Origin of the sequence: Alsobacter sp. KACC 23698, from assembly GCF_045348435.1 — a bacterium.
Classification (GTDB): domain Bacteria; phylum Pseudomonadota; class Alphaproteobacteria; order Rhizobiales; family Beijerinckiaceae; genus Alsobacter.
In genome coordinates, this window is sequence record NZ_CP157484.1 from 411,297 (window position 1) to 426,070 (window position 14,774).

General features: G+C 68.3%; 10 protein-coding genes. 7 read left to right on the plus strand and 3 right to left on the minus strand.

Annotated elements, in window-relative coordinates:
- Positions 1-152: 152 nt before the first annotated feature.
- The gene (locus ABEG18_RS01820; RefSeq protein ID WP_406856392.1) at positions 153-1,361 is read left to right on the plus strand and encodes an acetyl-CoA C-acetyltransferase; all 1,209 of its coding nucleotides are present in this window, start codon (positions 153-155) and stop codon (positions 1,359-1,361) included.
- A gap of 25 nt (positions 1,362-1,386) precedes the next feature.
- A complete protein-coding gene (locus ABEG18_RS01825; RefSeq protein WP_406856393.1) occupies positions 1,387-3,597 on the plus strand; it encodes an FAD-dependent oxidoreductase in 2,211 nt (736 codons plus the stop codon).
- A gap of 759 nt (positions 3,598-4,356) precedes the next feature.
- On the opposite strand, the gene ABEG18_RS01830 is transcribed toward ABEG18_RS01825, so the two are convergent.
- From ABEG18_RS01830 to ABEG18_RS01840, 3 genes are all read right to left on the minus strand, one after another.
- On the minus strand, positions 4,357-4,872 hold the full coding sequence (locus ABEG18_RS01830) for a VOC family protein (protein ID WP_406856394.1): 516 nt from the start codon (positions 4,870-4,872) through the stop codon (positions 4,357-4,359).
- 103 nt (positions 4,873-4,975) lie between these two features.
- Positions 4,976-6,295: a pilus assembly protein TadG-related protein gene (locus ABEG18_RS01835; protein ID WP_406856395.1), complete on the minus strand. Its 1,320-nt coding sequence runs from the start codon at positions 6,293-6,295 to the stop codon at positions 4,976-4,978.
- A gap of 223 nt (positions 6,296-6,518) precedes the next feature.
- Positions 6,519-10,052 (minus strand): NahK/ErcS family hybrid sensor histidine kinase/response regulator, encoded by a 3,534-nt coding sequence (locus ABEG18_RS01840; RefSeq protein WP_406856396.1) that lies wholly within the window; start codon positions 10,050-10,052, stop codon positions 6,519-6,521.
- A gap of 193 nt (positions 10,053-10,245) precedes the next feature.
- Here ABEG18_RS01840 and mscL point away from each other — a divergent pair, with 193 nt between their 5' ends.
- From mscL to ABEG18_RS01865, 5 genes are all read left to right on the plus strand, one after another.
- Positions 10,246-10,668 carry a large conductance mechanosensitive channel protein MscL gene (gene mscL / locus ABEG18_RS01845; protein ID WP_406856397.1) on the plus strand — a complete coding sequence of 141 codons (423 nt, stop codon included), beginning with the start codon at positions 10,246-10,248 and terminating at the stop codon, positions 10,666-10,668.
- A 126-nt stretch (positions 10,669-10,794) separates the two neighbouring features.
- Entirely contained in the window at positions 10,795-12,051 is a 1,257-nt protein-coding gene (locus ABEG18_RS01850; RefSeq protein ID WP_406856398.1) for a pyridoxal phosphate-dependent aminotransferase, read from the plus strand.
- A gap of 67 nt (positions 12,052-12,118) precedes the next feature.
- A complete protein-coding gene (locus ABEG18_RS01855) occupies positions 12,119-13,300 on the plus strand; it encodes a nitrogen regulation protein NR(II) (protein WP_406856399.1) in 1,182 nt (393 codons plus the stop codon).
- Between the two features lie 145 nt (positions 13,301-13,445).
- Complete coding sequence (locus ABEG18_RS01860; protein ID WP_406856400.1) at positions 13,446-14,075, plus strand: response regulator transcription factor; 630 nt, start codon at positions 13,446-13,448, stop codon at positions 14,073-14,075.
- 217 nt (positions 14,076-14,292) lie between these two features.
- Positions 14,293-14,598 (plus strand): response regulator, encoded by a 306-nt coding sequence (locus ABEG18_RS01865; protein ID WP_406856401.1) that lies wholly within the window; start codon positions 14,293-14,295, stop codon positions 14,596-14,598.
- The last annotated feature ends 176 nt before the right edge of the window (positions 14,599-14,774 follow it).

Below are 14,774 nucleotides of genomic sequence, written 5' to 3' on the forward strand. Positions count from 1 at the left end.
GTCGAGCGCCGGATGTCCAGCTTGTCCTGAGCACCCCCTCTGTCCGCGGCGCGGACATCTCCCCCGCCGCGCGGGAGAGAGTTCGCGCGCCGCCGTTTGATGCTTAAGATCACCCCAACCGCCGCGCGCCGGCGGACCCCAGGGAGACCACCATGCCCGACGCCTACATCTTCGACGCCGTCCGCACCCCGCGCGGGCGCGGCAAGCAGGATGGATCCCTGCACGAGGTGAGCTCGCTGGCGCTGGCCGCGCATGCGCTGCGGTCGATCCGCGAGCGCAACGACCTCGACACCACGAAGGTCGACGACGTCGTGCTCGGCTGCGTCGATCCGGTGGGCGAGGCCGGCGGCGACATCGCCCGCGCGGCGGCGCTGACGGCCGACTATGGCGACAGCGTGCCGGGCATTCAGATCAACCGCTTCTGCGCCTCGGGCCTCGACGCCGTGAACTTCGCCTCCGCGCAGGTCATGTCCGGCCAGCAGGATCTCGCGGTCGCGGGCGGCGTGGAGAGCATGAGCCGCGTCGGCATCGGCGCCTCCGGCGGCGCCTGGCCGGTGGACCCGGCCATCGCGATCAAATCCTACTTCATGCCGCAGGGCGTCTCGGCCGACCTCATCGCCACCAAATACGGCTTCAGCCGCGACGAGGTGGACGCCTATGCTGTCGAGAGCCAGCGCCGCGCCAAGGCCGCCTGGGACGAGGGCCGGTTCTCGAAGTCCGTCGTGCCCGTGCGCGACGTCAACGGCCTCACGATCCTGGCCCATGACGAACACATGCGGCCCCAGACCGACATGCAGTCGCTGGCGAGCCTGAAGCCCTCCTTCGTGATGATGGGCGAGCAGGGCGGCTTCGACGCCGTGGCCGTGCAGGCCCACCCGGAAGTCGAAAAGGTCATTCACGTCCACCACGCCGGCAACTCCTCCGGCATCGTGGACGGCGCCGCCGCCGTGCTGGTCGGCAACGCCGACGCCGGCCGCGCGGCGGGCCTGAAGCCCCGCGCCCGCATCCGCGCATTCGCGAACATCGGCTCGGAGCCGGCGCTGATGCTGACGGGCCCGGTGGACGTCACCCGCAAGGTGCTGCAGCGCGCCGGCATGTCGATCGCCGACATAGACCTCTTCGAGGTCAACGAGGCTTTCGCCGCCGTGGTGCTGCGCTTCATGCAGGCCTTCGATGCCGACCCCGCCAAGGTGAACCCCAACGGCGGCGCCATCGCGCTCGGCCATCCGCTCGGCGCCACGGGCGCCATGCTGATCGGCACGGCGCTCGACGAGCTGGAGCGCACCGGCAAGTCCACCGCGCTCATCACGCTCTGCATCGGCGCCGGCATGGGCACGGCGACGATCATCGAGCGCGTCTGACGCAAGCGGAACAGGGAGACACCCAATGGAACTCGCGAATTTCCGCTTCGACATCGACGCCGACGGCGTGGCGCTCGCCACCTGGGACATGGCCGACCGCTCCATGAACGTCATCACCCCGCAGGTGATGGAAGACCTCGGCAAGCTCATCGACGAGGTGACGTCCAACGACGCCATCAAGGGTTGCGTGATCACGTCTGGCAAGGACGGCAGCTTTTCCGGCGGCGCCGACCTCACGATGCTGCAGGGTCTCGGGCTGGCCTACGCCAAGCTGGTGAAGCAGCAGGGCGAAGAGCCCGCCATGCAGTTCTTCTTCGACGAGAGCCGTCGGCTCAGCCTGCTGTATCGGCGGCTCGAAACCTGCGGCAAGCCCTTCGCGGCGGCCATCAACGGCGTCTGCCTCGGCGGCGCGTTCGAGCTCGCGCTGTCCTGCCACTACCGCGTTGTCTCGGACGACAAGGCGACCCGCGTCGGCCTGCCCGAGGTGAAGGTCGGCCTGTTCCCGGGCGCCGGCGGCACCCAGCGGGTCGCCCGCCTGATGCCGACCGGCGACGCCCTGCAGATGCTGTTCAAGGGCGAGCAGATCCGCCCCGCCGCCGCCAAGTCGATGAACCTCGTGCACGAGGTGGCCCCCAAGGCCGAGATCGTCGCCAAGGCGAAGGCCTGGATCCTGGCCGGCGGGGTCGCCAAGGCGCCGTGGGACGCGGAGGGCTACCGCCTGCCGTCCAACAAGGTCTACTCGCCCCAGGGCATGATGGTGTGGCCGGCCGCCAACGCCATCTATCGCCGCGAGACGCAGAACAACTACCCGGCCATCAAGGCCGTGCTGCACGCCGTCTATGAGGGCCTGCAACTGCCGATGGACCTCGCCCTCAAGGTCGAGAGCCGCTGGTTCGCCAAGATCCTGCGCTCGCCCGAGGCGGCCGCGATGATCCGCACGCTCTTCGTCTCGATGCAGGAGCTGAACAAGGGCGCGCGCCGCCCGGTCGGCGTCCCGGCCTCCAGCCTCAAGAAGGTCGGCGTCATCGGGGCAGGCTTCATGGGCGCGAGCGTCGCCTATGTGACCGCCAACGCCGGCATCGACGTGGTGCTGATCGACCGCGACATGGAAGCCGCCGAGAAGGGCAAGGCCTACTCGCACAAGCTCGTCACCGACCAGATCATGAAGGGCCGCGCCAAGACGGCCGACCGCGACGCCCTGCTGGCCCGCATCACGCCATCGGCCGACTATGGGTCGCTGGCCGATTGCGACCTCGTGATCGAGGCCGTGTTCGAGGATCCCAAGGTCAAGGCGGAGGTGATCGCCCGCGCCGAAGCCGCCATGCCGGAAGGCGCCATCTTCGGCTCCAACACGTCGACCTTGCCCATCACCGGCCTGGCGGACACCGCCAAGCGGCCCGAGCAGTTCATCGGCATCCACTTCTTCTCGCCGGTGGAAAAGATGCTGCTGGTCGAGGTCATCATGGCCAAGCAGACCGGCGACAAGGCCCTGGCGCTGGCGCTCGACTATGTGCGCGCCATCAAGAAGACGCCCATCGTGGTCAACGACGCGCGCGGCTTCTACGCCAACCGCTGCGTCGGCAACTACATCCGCGAGGGCCACCTGATGCTCATGGAAGGCGTGCCGCCCGCCATGATCGAGAACGTCGCCCGCATGGCCGGCATGCCGGTGGGCCCGCTCTCCCTCAACGACGAGGTCGCGATCGATCTGGCGCTCAAGATCGTCAAGGCCACGAAGGCCCAGCTCGGCGACGCCGCTGTCGATCCCGTGCAGGAAAAGCTCCTCACGACGCTGGTGGAGACGGAAGGCCGCCTCGGCCGCAAGAACCGAAAGGGCTTCTACGATTATCCCGAGAAGGGCCCGAAAACGCTCTGGCCCGGCCTCGCCGCCATCGCGGGCCAGCAGCTCGATCCGGACGCGCTGGACGTGGAGGAGCTGAAGCAGCGCCTGCTCGTCACCCAGGCGCTCGAGGCCGCGCGCTCGGTCGAGGAGGGGATCGTCACCGACCCCCGGGAGGCGGATGTCGGCTCCATCATCGGCTTCGGCTTTGCGCCCTATACGGGCGGCACGCTGAGCTACATCGACGGCATGGGGGCGAAGGCCTTCGTGGCGCTTTGCGAGAAGCTGGCCGCCAAATACGGCGCCCGCTTCGAGCCGAACGCCCAGCTGCGCGAGATGGCCGCCAAGGGCGAGACCTTCTACGGCCGGGCGGCCGGCGCCCGGCGCGCCGCCTGACCCGCGGCAGCCCCATTCCCCTCGTCCATCGCGACGCGATGCTCGGCCGCCTTCTCCCCGTGCCGAGGAGAAGCGAAGCACGAATAGCTCCGCGGCCTTTCGGCCCGGAGGTGGAGGGCGGCGCGGAGCGGCGTCGCTGGGGACCCCACGGCGAGTGGGGTAGGTGGATAGTGAAGCCGGGAGGCCGCCAGGCCCCGCCGCTCCGCGCGCAGCGTTTGAAGGATAGAAGAGCCGGTCCCGGGGCGCTTTCAGCCCCTTCGCGCTTCGCTGGTCGGACCTTCGGTTCCATCCGCCGCCTCGACCGGGTCGTGAGCCCGGCTTCGACGGCCGCCGCCCCCGATCCACATCCGTCACGCTGCAGACGCCCCTCCGTGGACCAGAGCATCGATAGGGTTATAGGAATTTTATCAGTTTGTCAACCGCCGTGGCGCCGTCCGGCCCCTTGTCCGGCCCTTCGGGCCACCTTCTCCCCGTGCCGGGGAGAAGGGCGTCATCCCCGGCGGCGCGCAGCGCCGGGAAGGGGATCCAGGAGGGTTGGATCAGGGTCGCCCTTCGCCCGGCTTTTCTGGATTCCCTTCCCGCGCCTGCGGCGCGCCGGGGATGACGGGGTGGGTCTTGGGGGAAGGCCGCCGCTGGCCCCCTCGCCCCGGAACGGGGTGAGGGGTGGCGGGGCTTGGCTGCATGTCCCCTTATCCGGCGCAGCGCGCCGCCCTTGGGTCTAGCCTGTCATCCCCGGCGGAGCGGCGGGAGACGCCGGCGTCAGCGCTCCAGTTCGGAGAGGAGGTTCTGCAAGTCCAGCCGCTCGGTCATCATGGCGAGGGAGCCGTCGGGATTGCGGGGCCATTCGGATTCCGGGCGGTCCCAGTAGAGCTCGACGCCGTTGCGGTCAGGGTCGTCCAGGTAGAGCGCCTCGCTGACGCCGTGATCGGAGGCGCCGGTCAGCGGAACGCCGGCGGCGACCAGCCGACGCAACGCGTCGGCGAGGTCGCGGCGCGTCGGATAGAGGATGGCGGTGTGGAACAGGCCGGTGGTCCCGGCCGGAGGCGGCGAGCCCCCGCGGCTTTCCCAGGTGTTGAGGCCGAGATGGTGGTGATAGCCCCCGGCCGACAGAAAGGCGGCCTGGGTCCCGTAATGCTGCTGCACCTCGAAACCGAGCACGCCCGAATAGAACGCAATGGCGCGGTCCAAGTCGGCCACCTTCAGATGGACATGCCCGATGCGGGTTCCCGCGGCGACCGGCGGGAAGGGGTGGGGTGCGTTGACGGCGGCGCTCATGACGATCCTCGATGTGTGGTCACCTACGAGATCTAGGCACGCCATTTGGATCTTGCACGGCCAAGGGCGCAAAGCATGCTTTGCGCCCGGGCGTAGTTCGACCTCAGTTCACCAATCTGACGATCGTTCGTTTCTTCATCTCGTCCGTCAAGGCCTCGAGGTGCTCCGCGACCTTGGCGGCGTTGCTGGCGTAGAAGTAATGGTCCGGCCCGCTCGCGCATTCCTCGAGGACGTGGGGATCGCCGTTCACGACATTGATCGCGTAGATCTCGATGTTCTTGGATTTGATCGCGCTGCAGGTGTCGATCGTGAGAGGGTCCATGCTCTCCTTGCGGGCGCACTCGCCGGCGTCCGGGATTGAGGTCCACCGATCGGTGGTGTTCATGCCGTCTGACATGAGGAGCATGATCTTTTTCCGGTCGCCCCAGTTCGCAGCACCCGCGATCGGCCGCTGTGGATCGAGCATCACTCCACCCCAGTAGGCGCCGAGGGTGATGTTGGTGCATCCGTCGAACTGCAGGCCGTCGATCCTGGACTTCAATTCGCCGAGATCACTGGTGAAGTTGGAGACGTCGTTCGCCTTGCTTCCAGTCCACCGCGTCGCGTTCCAGTGATCTTTCTTACAGGTCGTCGCCGGATATCTCGCGTCGTACTGCGACACGAAGGGGCCGACATCCTTGTCCCGGTCGACGAGGCATCCCTCCCAGGCGGTCGTGCTGACATTCGCGACCGAACTCGCGCTCCAGTTGAGCCAGGGTTTGTAGCGCGTCGAGTCTGCGTCGATCTTGACCACGGTGGCGAACGGGACCAGAGCCGCCCTGACGTCGGCCACCGCCTTCAGCTTCTCCAGAAACTTCTTCAATCCCTTCTGAGCTTGCCGCGCCTTGCTGCCGGGCTTCGGAACCGGGACGGAGGAGCCGCTGTCGCCGTTGCCGATATACTTCATCGAGCCGGTCACGTCGAAAACGATCGCCAGTTCCATCGGCGGCAAGGTGTCGTAGTTGGCGACGGACCGCGTCGAGAGTTGCGAGAACCGTTTACCGAGGAAAATTCCGAAGTAGTTGCCGACAGTCGTCGAGAGGTCCACGGTGACGGTGCGGGCCGTAGTGTCCTTCGTGACCGTATAATTAACCTTGGTGATATCGATTTTATCGGTATTTGCCGATTTGAAATGCTCGGCCTTGAGAACATAGTTCGCGGATGGGTTAGTCTTGACCGCCACAGCAGCCGCGACCGAGGCCGAGTCGGCCATATTCTGCAGCTGGGCTTCCAGTTTGGTCAGCCGCGAGTAATCGACCGCGAGCCCCACCATCGCGAGGATGGGAAGCACCGCGACGATGAACACCACCGAGAAAGCGCCGTTCTCGTTTGTCGCGAAAGCTTTCAGCAGCCGGGAGAACCGACTTGGACCTTTGAACGCCATGGCACCCACTCACTTTTGTTGTGAGTTGAGTAATGTCAAAAATTTCATAAACTGACGTTAATCAATAACTCGATTGTTCCTGATCTTCTTTACCGATGATTCATCATTCTGCATGGCGTGGCTTGTCGGCTGCCGGACACGCGTGGCTGGGCTCGACGTGTCCAGAAGTGGGAGGTCAGACGAAAAAGGAAGAGCGGCCTTGCTGCGCACCAGGCGGGCGGGATCACTCCGCCGCCGCGCGGGTCGCCCGCCATTGCGCCAGCAGCGCGCGCAGCGCCGCGGGCTTCAGGGGCTTGTTGAGCACGTGGATGTCTTTCTCAGAGGCGAGGTCGCGCACGGCCGGCGTGCGGTCGGCCGTGACCAGCACGGCGGGCAGGTCGGCGCCCAGCTTCCAGCGCAGCGCCGTGATGGCCTCGATGCCGTCGCCCTCGTCGAGATGGTAGTCGGCGATCACGACGTCGGGCCGCAGCTTGCGGCGGCGCAGGGCGGCCTGGGCCTCCTTCAGGCCCGGGGCGGCCAGCACGGCGCAGCCCCAGCCGGTGAGCAGGGTCGTCATGCCGTTCAGGATCGCGGGCTCGTTGTCGATGCACAGCACCGCCATGCCGGCCAGCGGAGCGGCGACCGTCGGCCGGGCGTCGCGCTGCGCCGCCATCGCCGGTAGCGGGGCGGCCACCGGCAGCTCGACCGTGAATACCGAGCCGCGGCCCAGCTGCGACTGCAGCCGGATTGGATGGTCCAGCACGCGCCCGATGCGTTCCACGATGGAGAGGCCCAGCCCTAGCCCGGGGGCCGCCCGGGCGCCCTGGTCGAGCCGCTGGAACTCGCGGAACACGGCCTTCTGCTTGGACGGCGGGATGCCGAGCCCGGTGTCCCAGACCTCCAGCCGCAGCCGCCCGCGCCGGCGCCTGCAGCCGACGAGGACGCGGCCTTTCATGGTGTATTTGATCGCGTTCGAGACAAGGTTCTGCAACAGCCGCCGCAGCAGGCGCCGGTCCGAACGCACCGTCAGGGAGCAGGGCATGAAAGTGAGGCGCAGGCCCTTCTCGCGGGCGACGGGCTCGAACTCCAGCTTCAGCTGGTTGAGGATGTCGTCGATGCGGAAGCTCGACACCTCCGCCTTCATGGCTCCGGAATCGAGCCGGGAGATATCGAGCAGGGCGGTCAGGATTTCCTCGACCGCCTCCAGCGAGGCGTCGACGTTCTGGGCCAGCCCGGCGACGTCGCCGGCCTGGGTGCGCTCCACCAGCGAGGTGGCGTAGAGCCGCGCGGCGTTCAGCGGCTGCAGGATGTCGTGGCTGGCGGCGGCGAGGAAGCGCGTCTTCGACACATTGGCGTCATCGGCCTGGGCCTTGGCGCGGCCGAGCTCCTCGTTGAGGCGCATCAGCTCCTCGGTGCGCTCGCGGACCCGGCGCTCCAGCGTCTCGTTGGCGCGCTCGAGCGCCTCCTCGGCCTCCACCGAGGCGGTGATGTCCGTGTAGGTGGTCACGATGCCGCCGTCCGGCATATGGGCGGAGCGGATCTCGATGACCTTGTGGCTGTCGTGCAGGCGCACCCGGACGGGCTCGGCGTCGTTGACGAAGCTCTCCAGCCGGGAGGTGACGAATTCGTCCGGCTCGCCCGGCCCGTAGCTGCCGCGCGCCGCGTTGAAGCGCACGATCTCGTCGAGGCCGGTGCCCGCCCGGGCGAGGTCGGGCGGCAGGTCGAACAGCTCCTGGAACTCACGGTTCCAGCACATCAGGCGCAGGTCGCGGTCGAACACCGTGATGCCCTGGCGGGCGTGATCGAGCGCGTGCTGCAGCAGGTCGCGGTTGTACTGGATGGCCGCGGAGGCGTCGTCCAGGAGCTTGAGCGCGGCCTTCTTGGTGACGTTGCGCCGGCGCAGCAGCAGCGACAGGACGAGGCGGGACGACGCCGCCCCGATGGCGGAGGCCAAGAGGTGCTCGGCGTAGCGCAGCAGGTGGATGTCGGCGTCGCGCCCCGGCTCCAGCGGCAGGCCGCGGCTGGCCGAGAAGGCCTGGAAGGAGGAGGCCGCCTGCTCCTCGCCCAGGTAGCGCGCCACCGTGGCGCGCAACTCGCCCACCGTGACGGTGGCGCGCCAGAGCCGGAAGGACTGGCCCATCTGCGGCATGTCGGGCGACACGAAGGTGCTCGCCTGCAGCCGCTCGATCGGGTTGGCCGGCCGCGCCAGCGAAAAGGCCGTGAAGGCGAGCGCGTTGACGCCGAGGCTCCAGGCCGCGCCGCGCGTGATCTCGTTCAGGCCGAAGCGGATGCCGTCCGGATGGACGCCGACCAGCAGGCTGTCGAGCCCCACCCAGTCGACCCCGATGGCGCTCAGCGAGCGCAGCCAGTCCGGGTCCGCGACGCTGGGGATGAACAGGGTGGCGGCCCAGACCAGGAGGCCGGACACGATGCCAGCCGTCGCCCCCAGCGCCGTGGCGCGCCGCCAGAACAGGCCCGCGAAGAAGGCCGGCGCGATCTGGGCGATGGCCGCGAAGGAGATCAGCCCGATCGACGCAAGCGCCGCCTCGCCCATGTTCTTGAAGTAGAAATAGGCCAGCAGCAGCACCAGCAGGATCGCCACCCGCCGCACCGCCAGGATCAGCCCGCCCATGTTGCCGATGCCGGCCGCGCCCGTGACGGCGCGCCGGCGCAGCACCAGCGGGATCACGAGGTCGTTGGAAATCATGATGGCGAGCGCGACGCTCTCCACGATCACCATGGCGGTCGCCGCCGAGAGGCCGCCCGTGAAGGCGATCAGCGTCATGACGTTCTGGCCGTGGCGCAGCGGCAGCTCCAGCACCGCCATGTCGCGGTCGACGCCGAGCGGCAGCAGCAGGTCCGCGGCCAGCGCGAGCGGCACGACGAAGAGGTTGATGAGCGCCAGATAGAGCGGGAAGAGCCACGCCGCGCGGCGCGTGTCGGCGGGGTCGCGGTTCTCCACCACGGTCACGTGGAACTGCCGCGGCAGCAGCAGGATGATCAGGCCCGACATCATGGTGACGCCCAGGAAGGCCGGCCAGCCCGCCCCGCGGTCCAGCAGGGGCGTCAGGTCCGTCCGGGCCGCCGCCTTCGCCAGGAGGTCGCCCATCCCGTCGAAGAGGCCGTAGACCACCGCCGCCCCGACGGCCAGGAAGGACAGGAGCTTGACGACCGACTCCGCCGCCACGGCCAGCATCAGGCCGTCCTGGTGCTCGGTGGCGTCGACATGGCGGGTGCCGAACGCCGTGGCGAAGCCGGCCAGGATGAGGGCGATCAGCAAGGCGAGGTCGCCGAAGATCGGCACCGACTGGGACACCGCGCCAGGCTGGACGGCGTCCAGCAGGGTGGTGAGCGAGGCCGCGATCGCCTTCAACTGGAGCGCGATATAGGGCACGCAGCCGATGACCGCGGTGAGGCTGACCAGCGCCGCCACCCGCTCGCTCTTGCCATAGCGCGAGGCCACGAAATCCGCGATCGAGGTGATGTTCTGCGACTTGGCGAGGCGCACGATGCGGCCGACGAGACCGTAGCAGAGCCCGATCACCAAGGCGGGGCCGATATAGATCGCCAGGAAGTCGAGGCCCGAGCGGGACGCCAGCCCGACCGAGCCGAAGAAGGTCCACGAGGTGCAGAACACCGCCAGGGCGAGAGCCTGGATGGTGGGCCGCGCCCGGCCGGTGACCCAGCGCCGTCCGGCCGTGTCGCCGTAATGGGCGACGGCGAACAGGATGCACAGATACGCCAACGCGGTCAGAACGACCGACCAGCCCGCCAACACCGTCCTCCCCCTCTCAACCGGAGAGAAGCCTAGCCGCCTTCGCGTCCTGGCGGAAGTACAGCTCGGTGATGGGATTTAGCCGACAGTTCGCGCGATGGTTGAAACGTTCGCCGACGTCTTTTCTTTTTCCGACAATTGTCTAGCCTTCGTTTGAAAGCGGGCCGCCTCCGGCGCCCGCCGCAGGAGGGGTTCCATGCTCAACGAGTTCAAGGCTTTCGCCATGCGCGGCAACGTCGTCGATCTGGCGATCGGCGTCGTCATCGGCGCGGCTTTCGGCAAGATCGTCGACTCGCTCGTCAACGACATCATCATGCCGATCATCGGGGCGATCACGGGCGGCCTGGATTTCTCCAACATCTACATCCCGCTCTCCAGTTCGGTGAAGCTCGGGATGGCCTATGGGGACGCCAAGAAGGCCGGCGCCGTCATGGGGATCGGCAATTTCATCAACACGGTCGTCTTCTTCCTGATCATCGCGTGGGTGCTGTTCATCGTCGTCAAGGCGATCACCCGCATCCAGCGCCAGGAGGCCGCCAAGCCCACCGTGCCGGCCGCGCCCACCAAGGAGGAAGTGCTCCTCACCGGAATCCGCGACATCCTGGCCGCCAAGGGCTGACGGGAGCTGCATCGGGCCAGAAGCGACGCTGATGGCTCCGATGACGTTTTTTGAGAAGACGGCGGCGGGAGACGCGTGGCAGAAGAGCCGCTTCATCCCTGGTGATGCAAGCGGCTCGATTCCTTGATGACCGATCTCTCCGCCCCCGCCGACCTCCGGACGGCCGACCCGGCCGACCCTGTCCTGGACGCCAGGCCGGCCGCTTCCACCGACGCCTTGCTCGCCGCCGTGCGGCCCGAGGCGGCCGGCGCGCCGGAAAGCGGCATCGTGGAGGTGTTCAACTACGGACGCGGCCGTCAGGGGCTCATCCCGCTCTGGGTGGGGGAGGGCGACCTGCCCACGCCGGGCTTCATCCAGGACGCGGCCACCCGCGCCCTGGCGGCGGGCGAGACCTTCTACACCTATCAGCGCGGCATCCCCGAGCTCCGCGACGCGATCTCGCGCTACATGAGCCGCCTCTACGGCCAGGCGCTGCCGCCGGAGCGGTTCCACGTCACGACGGGCGGCATGCACGCGCTGCAGATGGCGATCCGCATCGCGGCGGGCGCGGGCGACGAGGTGCTGATCCCGTCGCCGTCCTGGCCGAACTTCCTCGGCGCGGTGACGGTCGGCGGCGCGACGCCGGTCGAGGTACCGATGAGCGTCGACCCTGTGCGCAACCGGTGGTCGCTCGACGTGGAGCGCCTCGCGGCCGCCGTCACGCCGCGCACCAGGCTCATCATCGTCAACTCGCCGTCCAATCCGACGGGCTGGACGGCCACCCGCGAGGAGCTGGAGGCGATCCTGGCGCTGGCGCGCCGCCACGGCCTGTGGATCGTGGCGGACGAGATCTATGGCCGCTTCGTCTTCGACGGCGCGGCGCTGGCGCCGTCCTTCCACGACATCATGGACGAGCAGGACCGCATCCTCTTCGTGCAGACCTTCTCGAAGAACTGGGCCATGACCGGCTGGCGGGTCGGCTGGCTGGAGTGCCACCCGGCGCTGGGCCAGGTCGTCGAGAACCTCATGCAGTATTCCTGCTCGGGCGTGCCGGCCTTCCTGCAGCGCGCCGCCGTGGTGGCGCTCGACCAGGGCGAGGGCTTCGTCGAGCATCAGATCGAGCGCGTGCGCCGCGGCCGCGACATCATCTGCAAGGGCCTCGCGGCTACCGGCCGGGTCGACTTCGCGGAGCCGGCGGGCGCCTTCTACCTGTTCTTCTCCATCAAGGGAGAGACCGACACGAGGCGCATGGCGCTGCGGCTGGTCGACGAGGCCAATGTGGGCATCGCGCCGGGCGCGGCCTTCGGGGCCGGCGGGGAGGCCTATTTCCGCCTGTGCTTCGCGCGCCGTCCCGAGGACATCCAGGAAGCGGCCCGCCGAATCGCGGCGGCCCTGGCGCACTGAGGCCCCACCGTCCGCCGGTTGCGCTGGCGGCGCCGGCGCGCCAGAATGGCGCCATGGGGTGGGACGCGTGAAGCAGGGCGACGACCAGCATGGCGGACCCACGCGCCCGACCGTGTCGGACGCACGCCTCGCCAGCGTCCTCGACACCGCCGTCGACGGCATCCTCGTCATCGAGGAGCAAGGCAAGATCCTCGTCTACAACAAGGCGTGCGAGAGCCTGTTCGGCTACGCGCCGGAAGAGGCGCTCGGCCAGAACGTCCAGCTGATCATGCCGTCGGACTACGCCTCGGCGCATGACCGCTATCTCGACAACTACGTCGGCACCGGCGAGCGCAAGATCATCGGCATCGGGCGCGAGGTCCGGGCCCGGCACAAGGACGGGACCGAGTTCCCGGTCGAACTCTCCGTCGGCGAGGCGCGCACGCCGGACGGGCGGCAGTTCATCGGCATCATCCGCGACCTGCGCTCGCGCAAGGAAGCCGAGCGGCGCTTCAACGAGCTGCAGGCGGACCTCGTGCACATCGCCCGCGTCTCCGCCATGGACGAGATGGGAGCCGCGCTCGCCCACGAGCTGAACCAGCCGCTCACCGCCATCATGCTGTATCTGCAGGCCGCCACGCGCAGCATCACCCGGGCCGTGCAGGGCGCGACGCTACCGGTGGAGACCTTCCGGCAGGTGCTCGAAAAGGCCGTCCACGAGGCCGAGCGGGCCGGGGCGATCATCAGCCGCATGCGCCATTTCGTGGAGAAGCGGGAGCCGCAGCGGCGCGAAGTCGAGATCAACGCCATCGTGGACGAGGCCCTGGAGCTGGTGATGCTGGGCCAGCGCAATCCCCCCCGGGTCGTCCGCCGCTACTCCCGCGGCCTGCCCAAGGCGCTCGTCGACGCCGTGCAGATCCAGCAGATCGTGGTCAATCTCCTGCGCAACGCCGTGGAGGCGCTGAAGGGGCGCGAGCTTCCGGCGATCACCATCGAGACCCGCAAGGACGGGGAGCACCTGGAGGTCGTCGTCGAGGACAACGGGCCCGGGCTGCCTCCCACGGCCGTACCGACGATCTTCAAGGCATTTTCTACTTCCAAGCGCACCGGGATGGGGCTAGGCCTATCCATCTCCCGCACGATCGCGCAAAATCATGCGGGAGACCTCACGGTCGATCCCGGCGGCGATGGGCGTGGCGCTCGCTTCGTCCTTCAACTGCCGATCATCGCCGCGCCCGACAACGGGTCGGCGGACGAGGACGCAGGATGACGATTGGCGCAGACCGCTGCGCCGGTCCACACAGAATGGCGCCGAATGCGTGATCCGCCCAATTGGGAAGATTGCGGATGCCCGGCGCCCCATCATGATGAGTGGCCGCAGCTGAAGCGGCCGCGGGACTTGGCGGCGAGTGCACATGGGACAAGCGGGCCAGATAGACCAGGACGTCTTCATCGTCGACGACGACGGGGCGGTGCGGGACGCCCTGCGGCTGGTGTTCGAGATGGAGGGCTTCCGGGTGGAGGCTTTTCCGGACGGCGCCTCCTTCCTGGCGGCGGCGCGCTCGCGCACGCCGGACGTCGTGGTTCTGGACGTTCACATGCCGGGGCGCTCCGGCCTGGAGGTTCTGCAGGAGCTCGGGCCTCACTACGGGGCGCCGGTGTTCATGATCTCCGGCCAGGGCGACATCCCGATGGCCGTCGAGGCCATTCGCCAGGGCGCGCATGACTTCATCGAAAAGCCCTTCGACGCCGACACCGTCGTGCAGCGCGTGCGCGACGCCATCGAGGCGCGCGGCCGCAAGGGAGCGCGGAATTCCGGCGACATGATCCTGGCCGCGTTCTCGGGCGAGGAGCAGCTGACGCCGCGCGAACGCGAGGTGCTCGAGCGGATCGCGCTCGGCGCGTCGAACAAGGAAGCGGGCCGCCAGCTCGGCATCAGCCCGCGCACCATCGAGGTGCACCGGGCCCGCATCATGGAGAAGCTGGGCGCCCGCAACACCGCCGACCTCGTGCGCATCGTGTATTCGGACGTGCGCCGGAACTGAGCGCCGGCGGGCCTCGCGAGGGCCGCTCCACACGGGCCAAAGCGGCCCTTCGGCGAGAATCTCCCGCCGGTCCGTGAAGCTACGGATGGAATCCGCGCATTTCTCAGCCATTATAGTTTGATAGTGATCAAGGATGCGAGGTCTCCTGTGCGGGACCGGCGCGGCCAGCTTGCGGTAGCCCTCTGTGACCATCCACATCCTCGAAGACGATCCTGGCGTGAGCGATTCCCTGCTCATGTTCCTGAACGGCTTGGGCCTGACCGTGGCCACCTACCCGGATGCGGAGAGCTTTCTGGAGGGCGAGCCGCCGGTCGCCGGCGACACCATCATCGTCGACCTCCTGCTGCCGGGCATCAGCGGCGCCAAGGTGATCGGCTGGCTCCAGGGCCTCAAGGACCCGCCTCGCGTCGTCGCCATCACGGGCCAGCCCCAGTCCGCCATCGAAAAGCAGATCCAGGGTCTCGGGGCCGTCCGGGTGCTCAGGAAGCCGCTGAGCGCCGAGACCATCTCCCAGATCATCTGAACGCCGGGCTCCGGAGACCGGCCGCCGACCCGTTTCATTTCACAGTCCGTAGCAGTGCTTACGGCGAACAACCGATGCGAAGACGCCGAGCTCACGCTAAGTTGCCCCTGTGACGTCTATCCCCTGGCGGCGTCCTCGTGACGTCAGAACGCGCCGCTACCCCCGGAGAGGCTCGT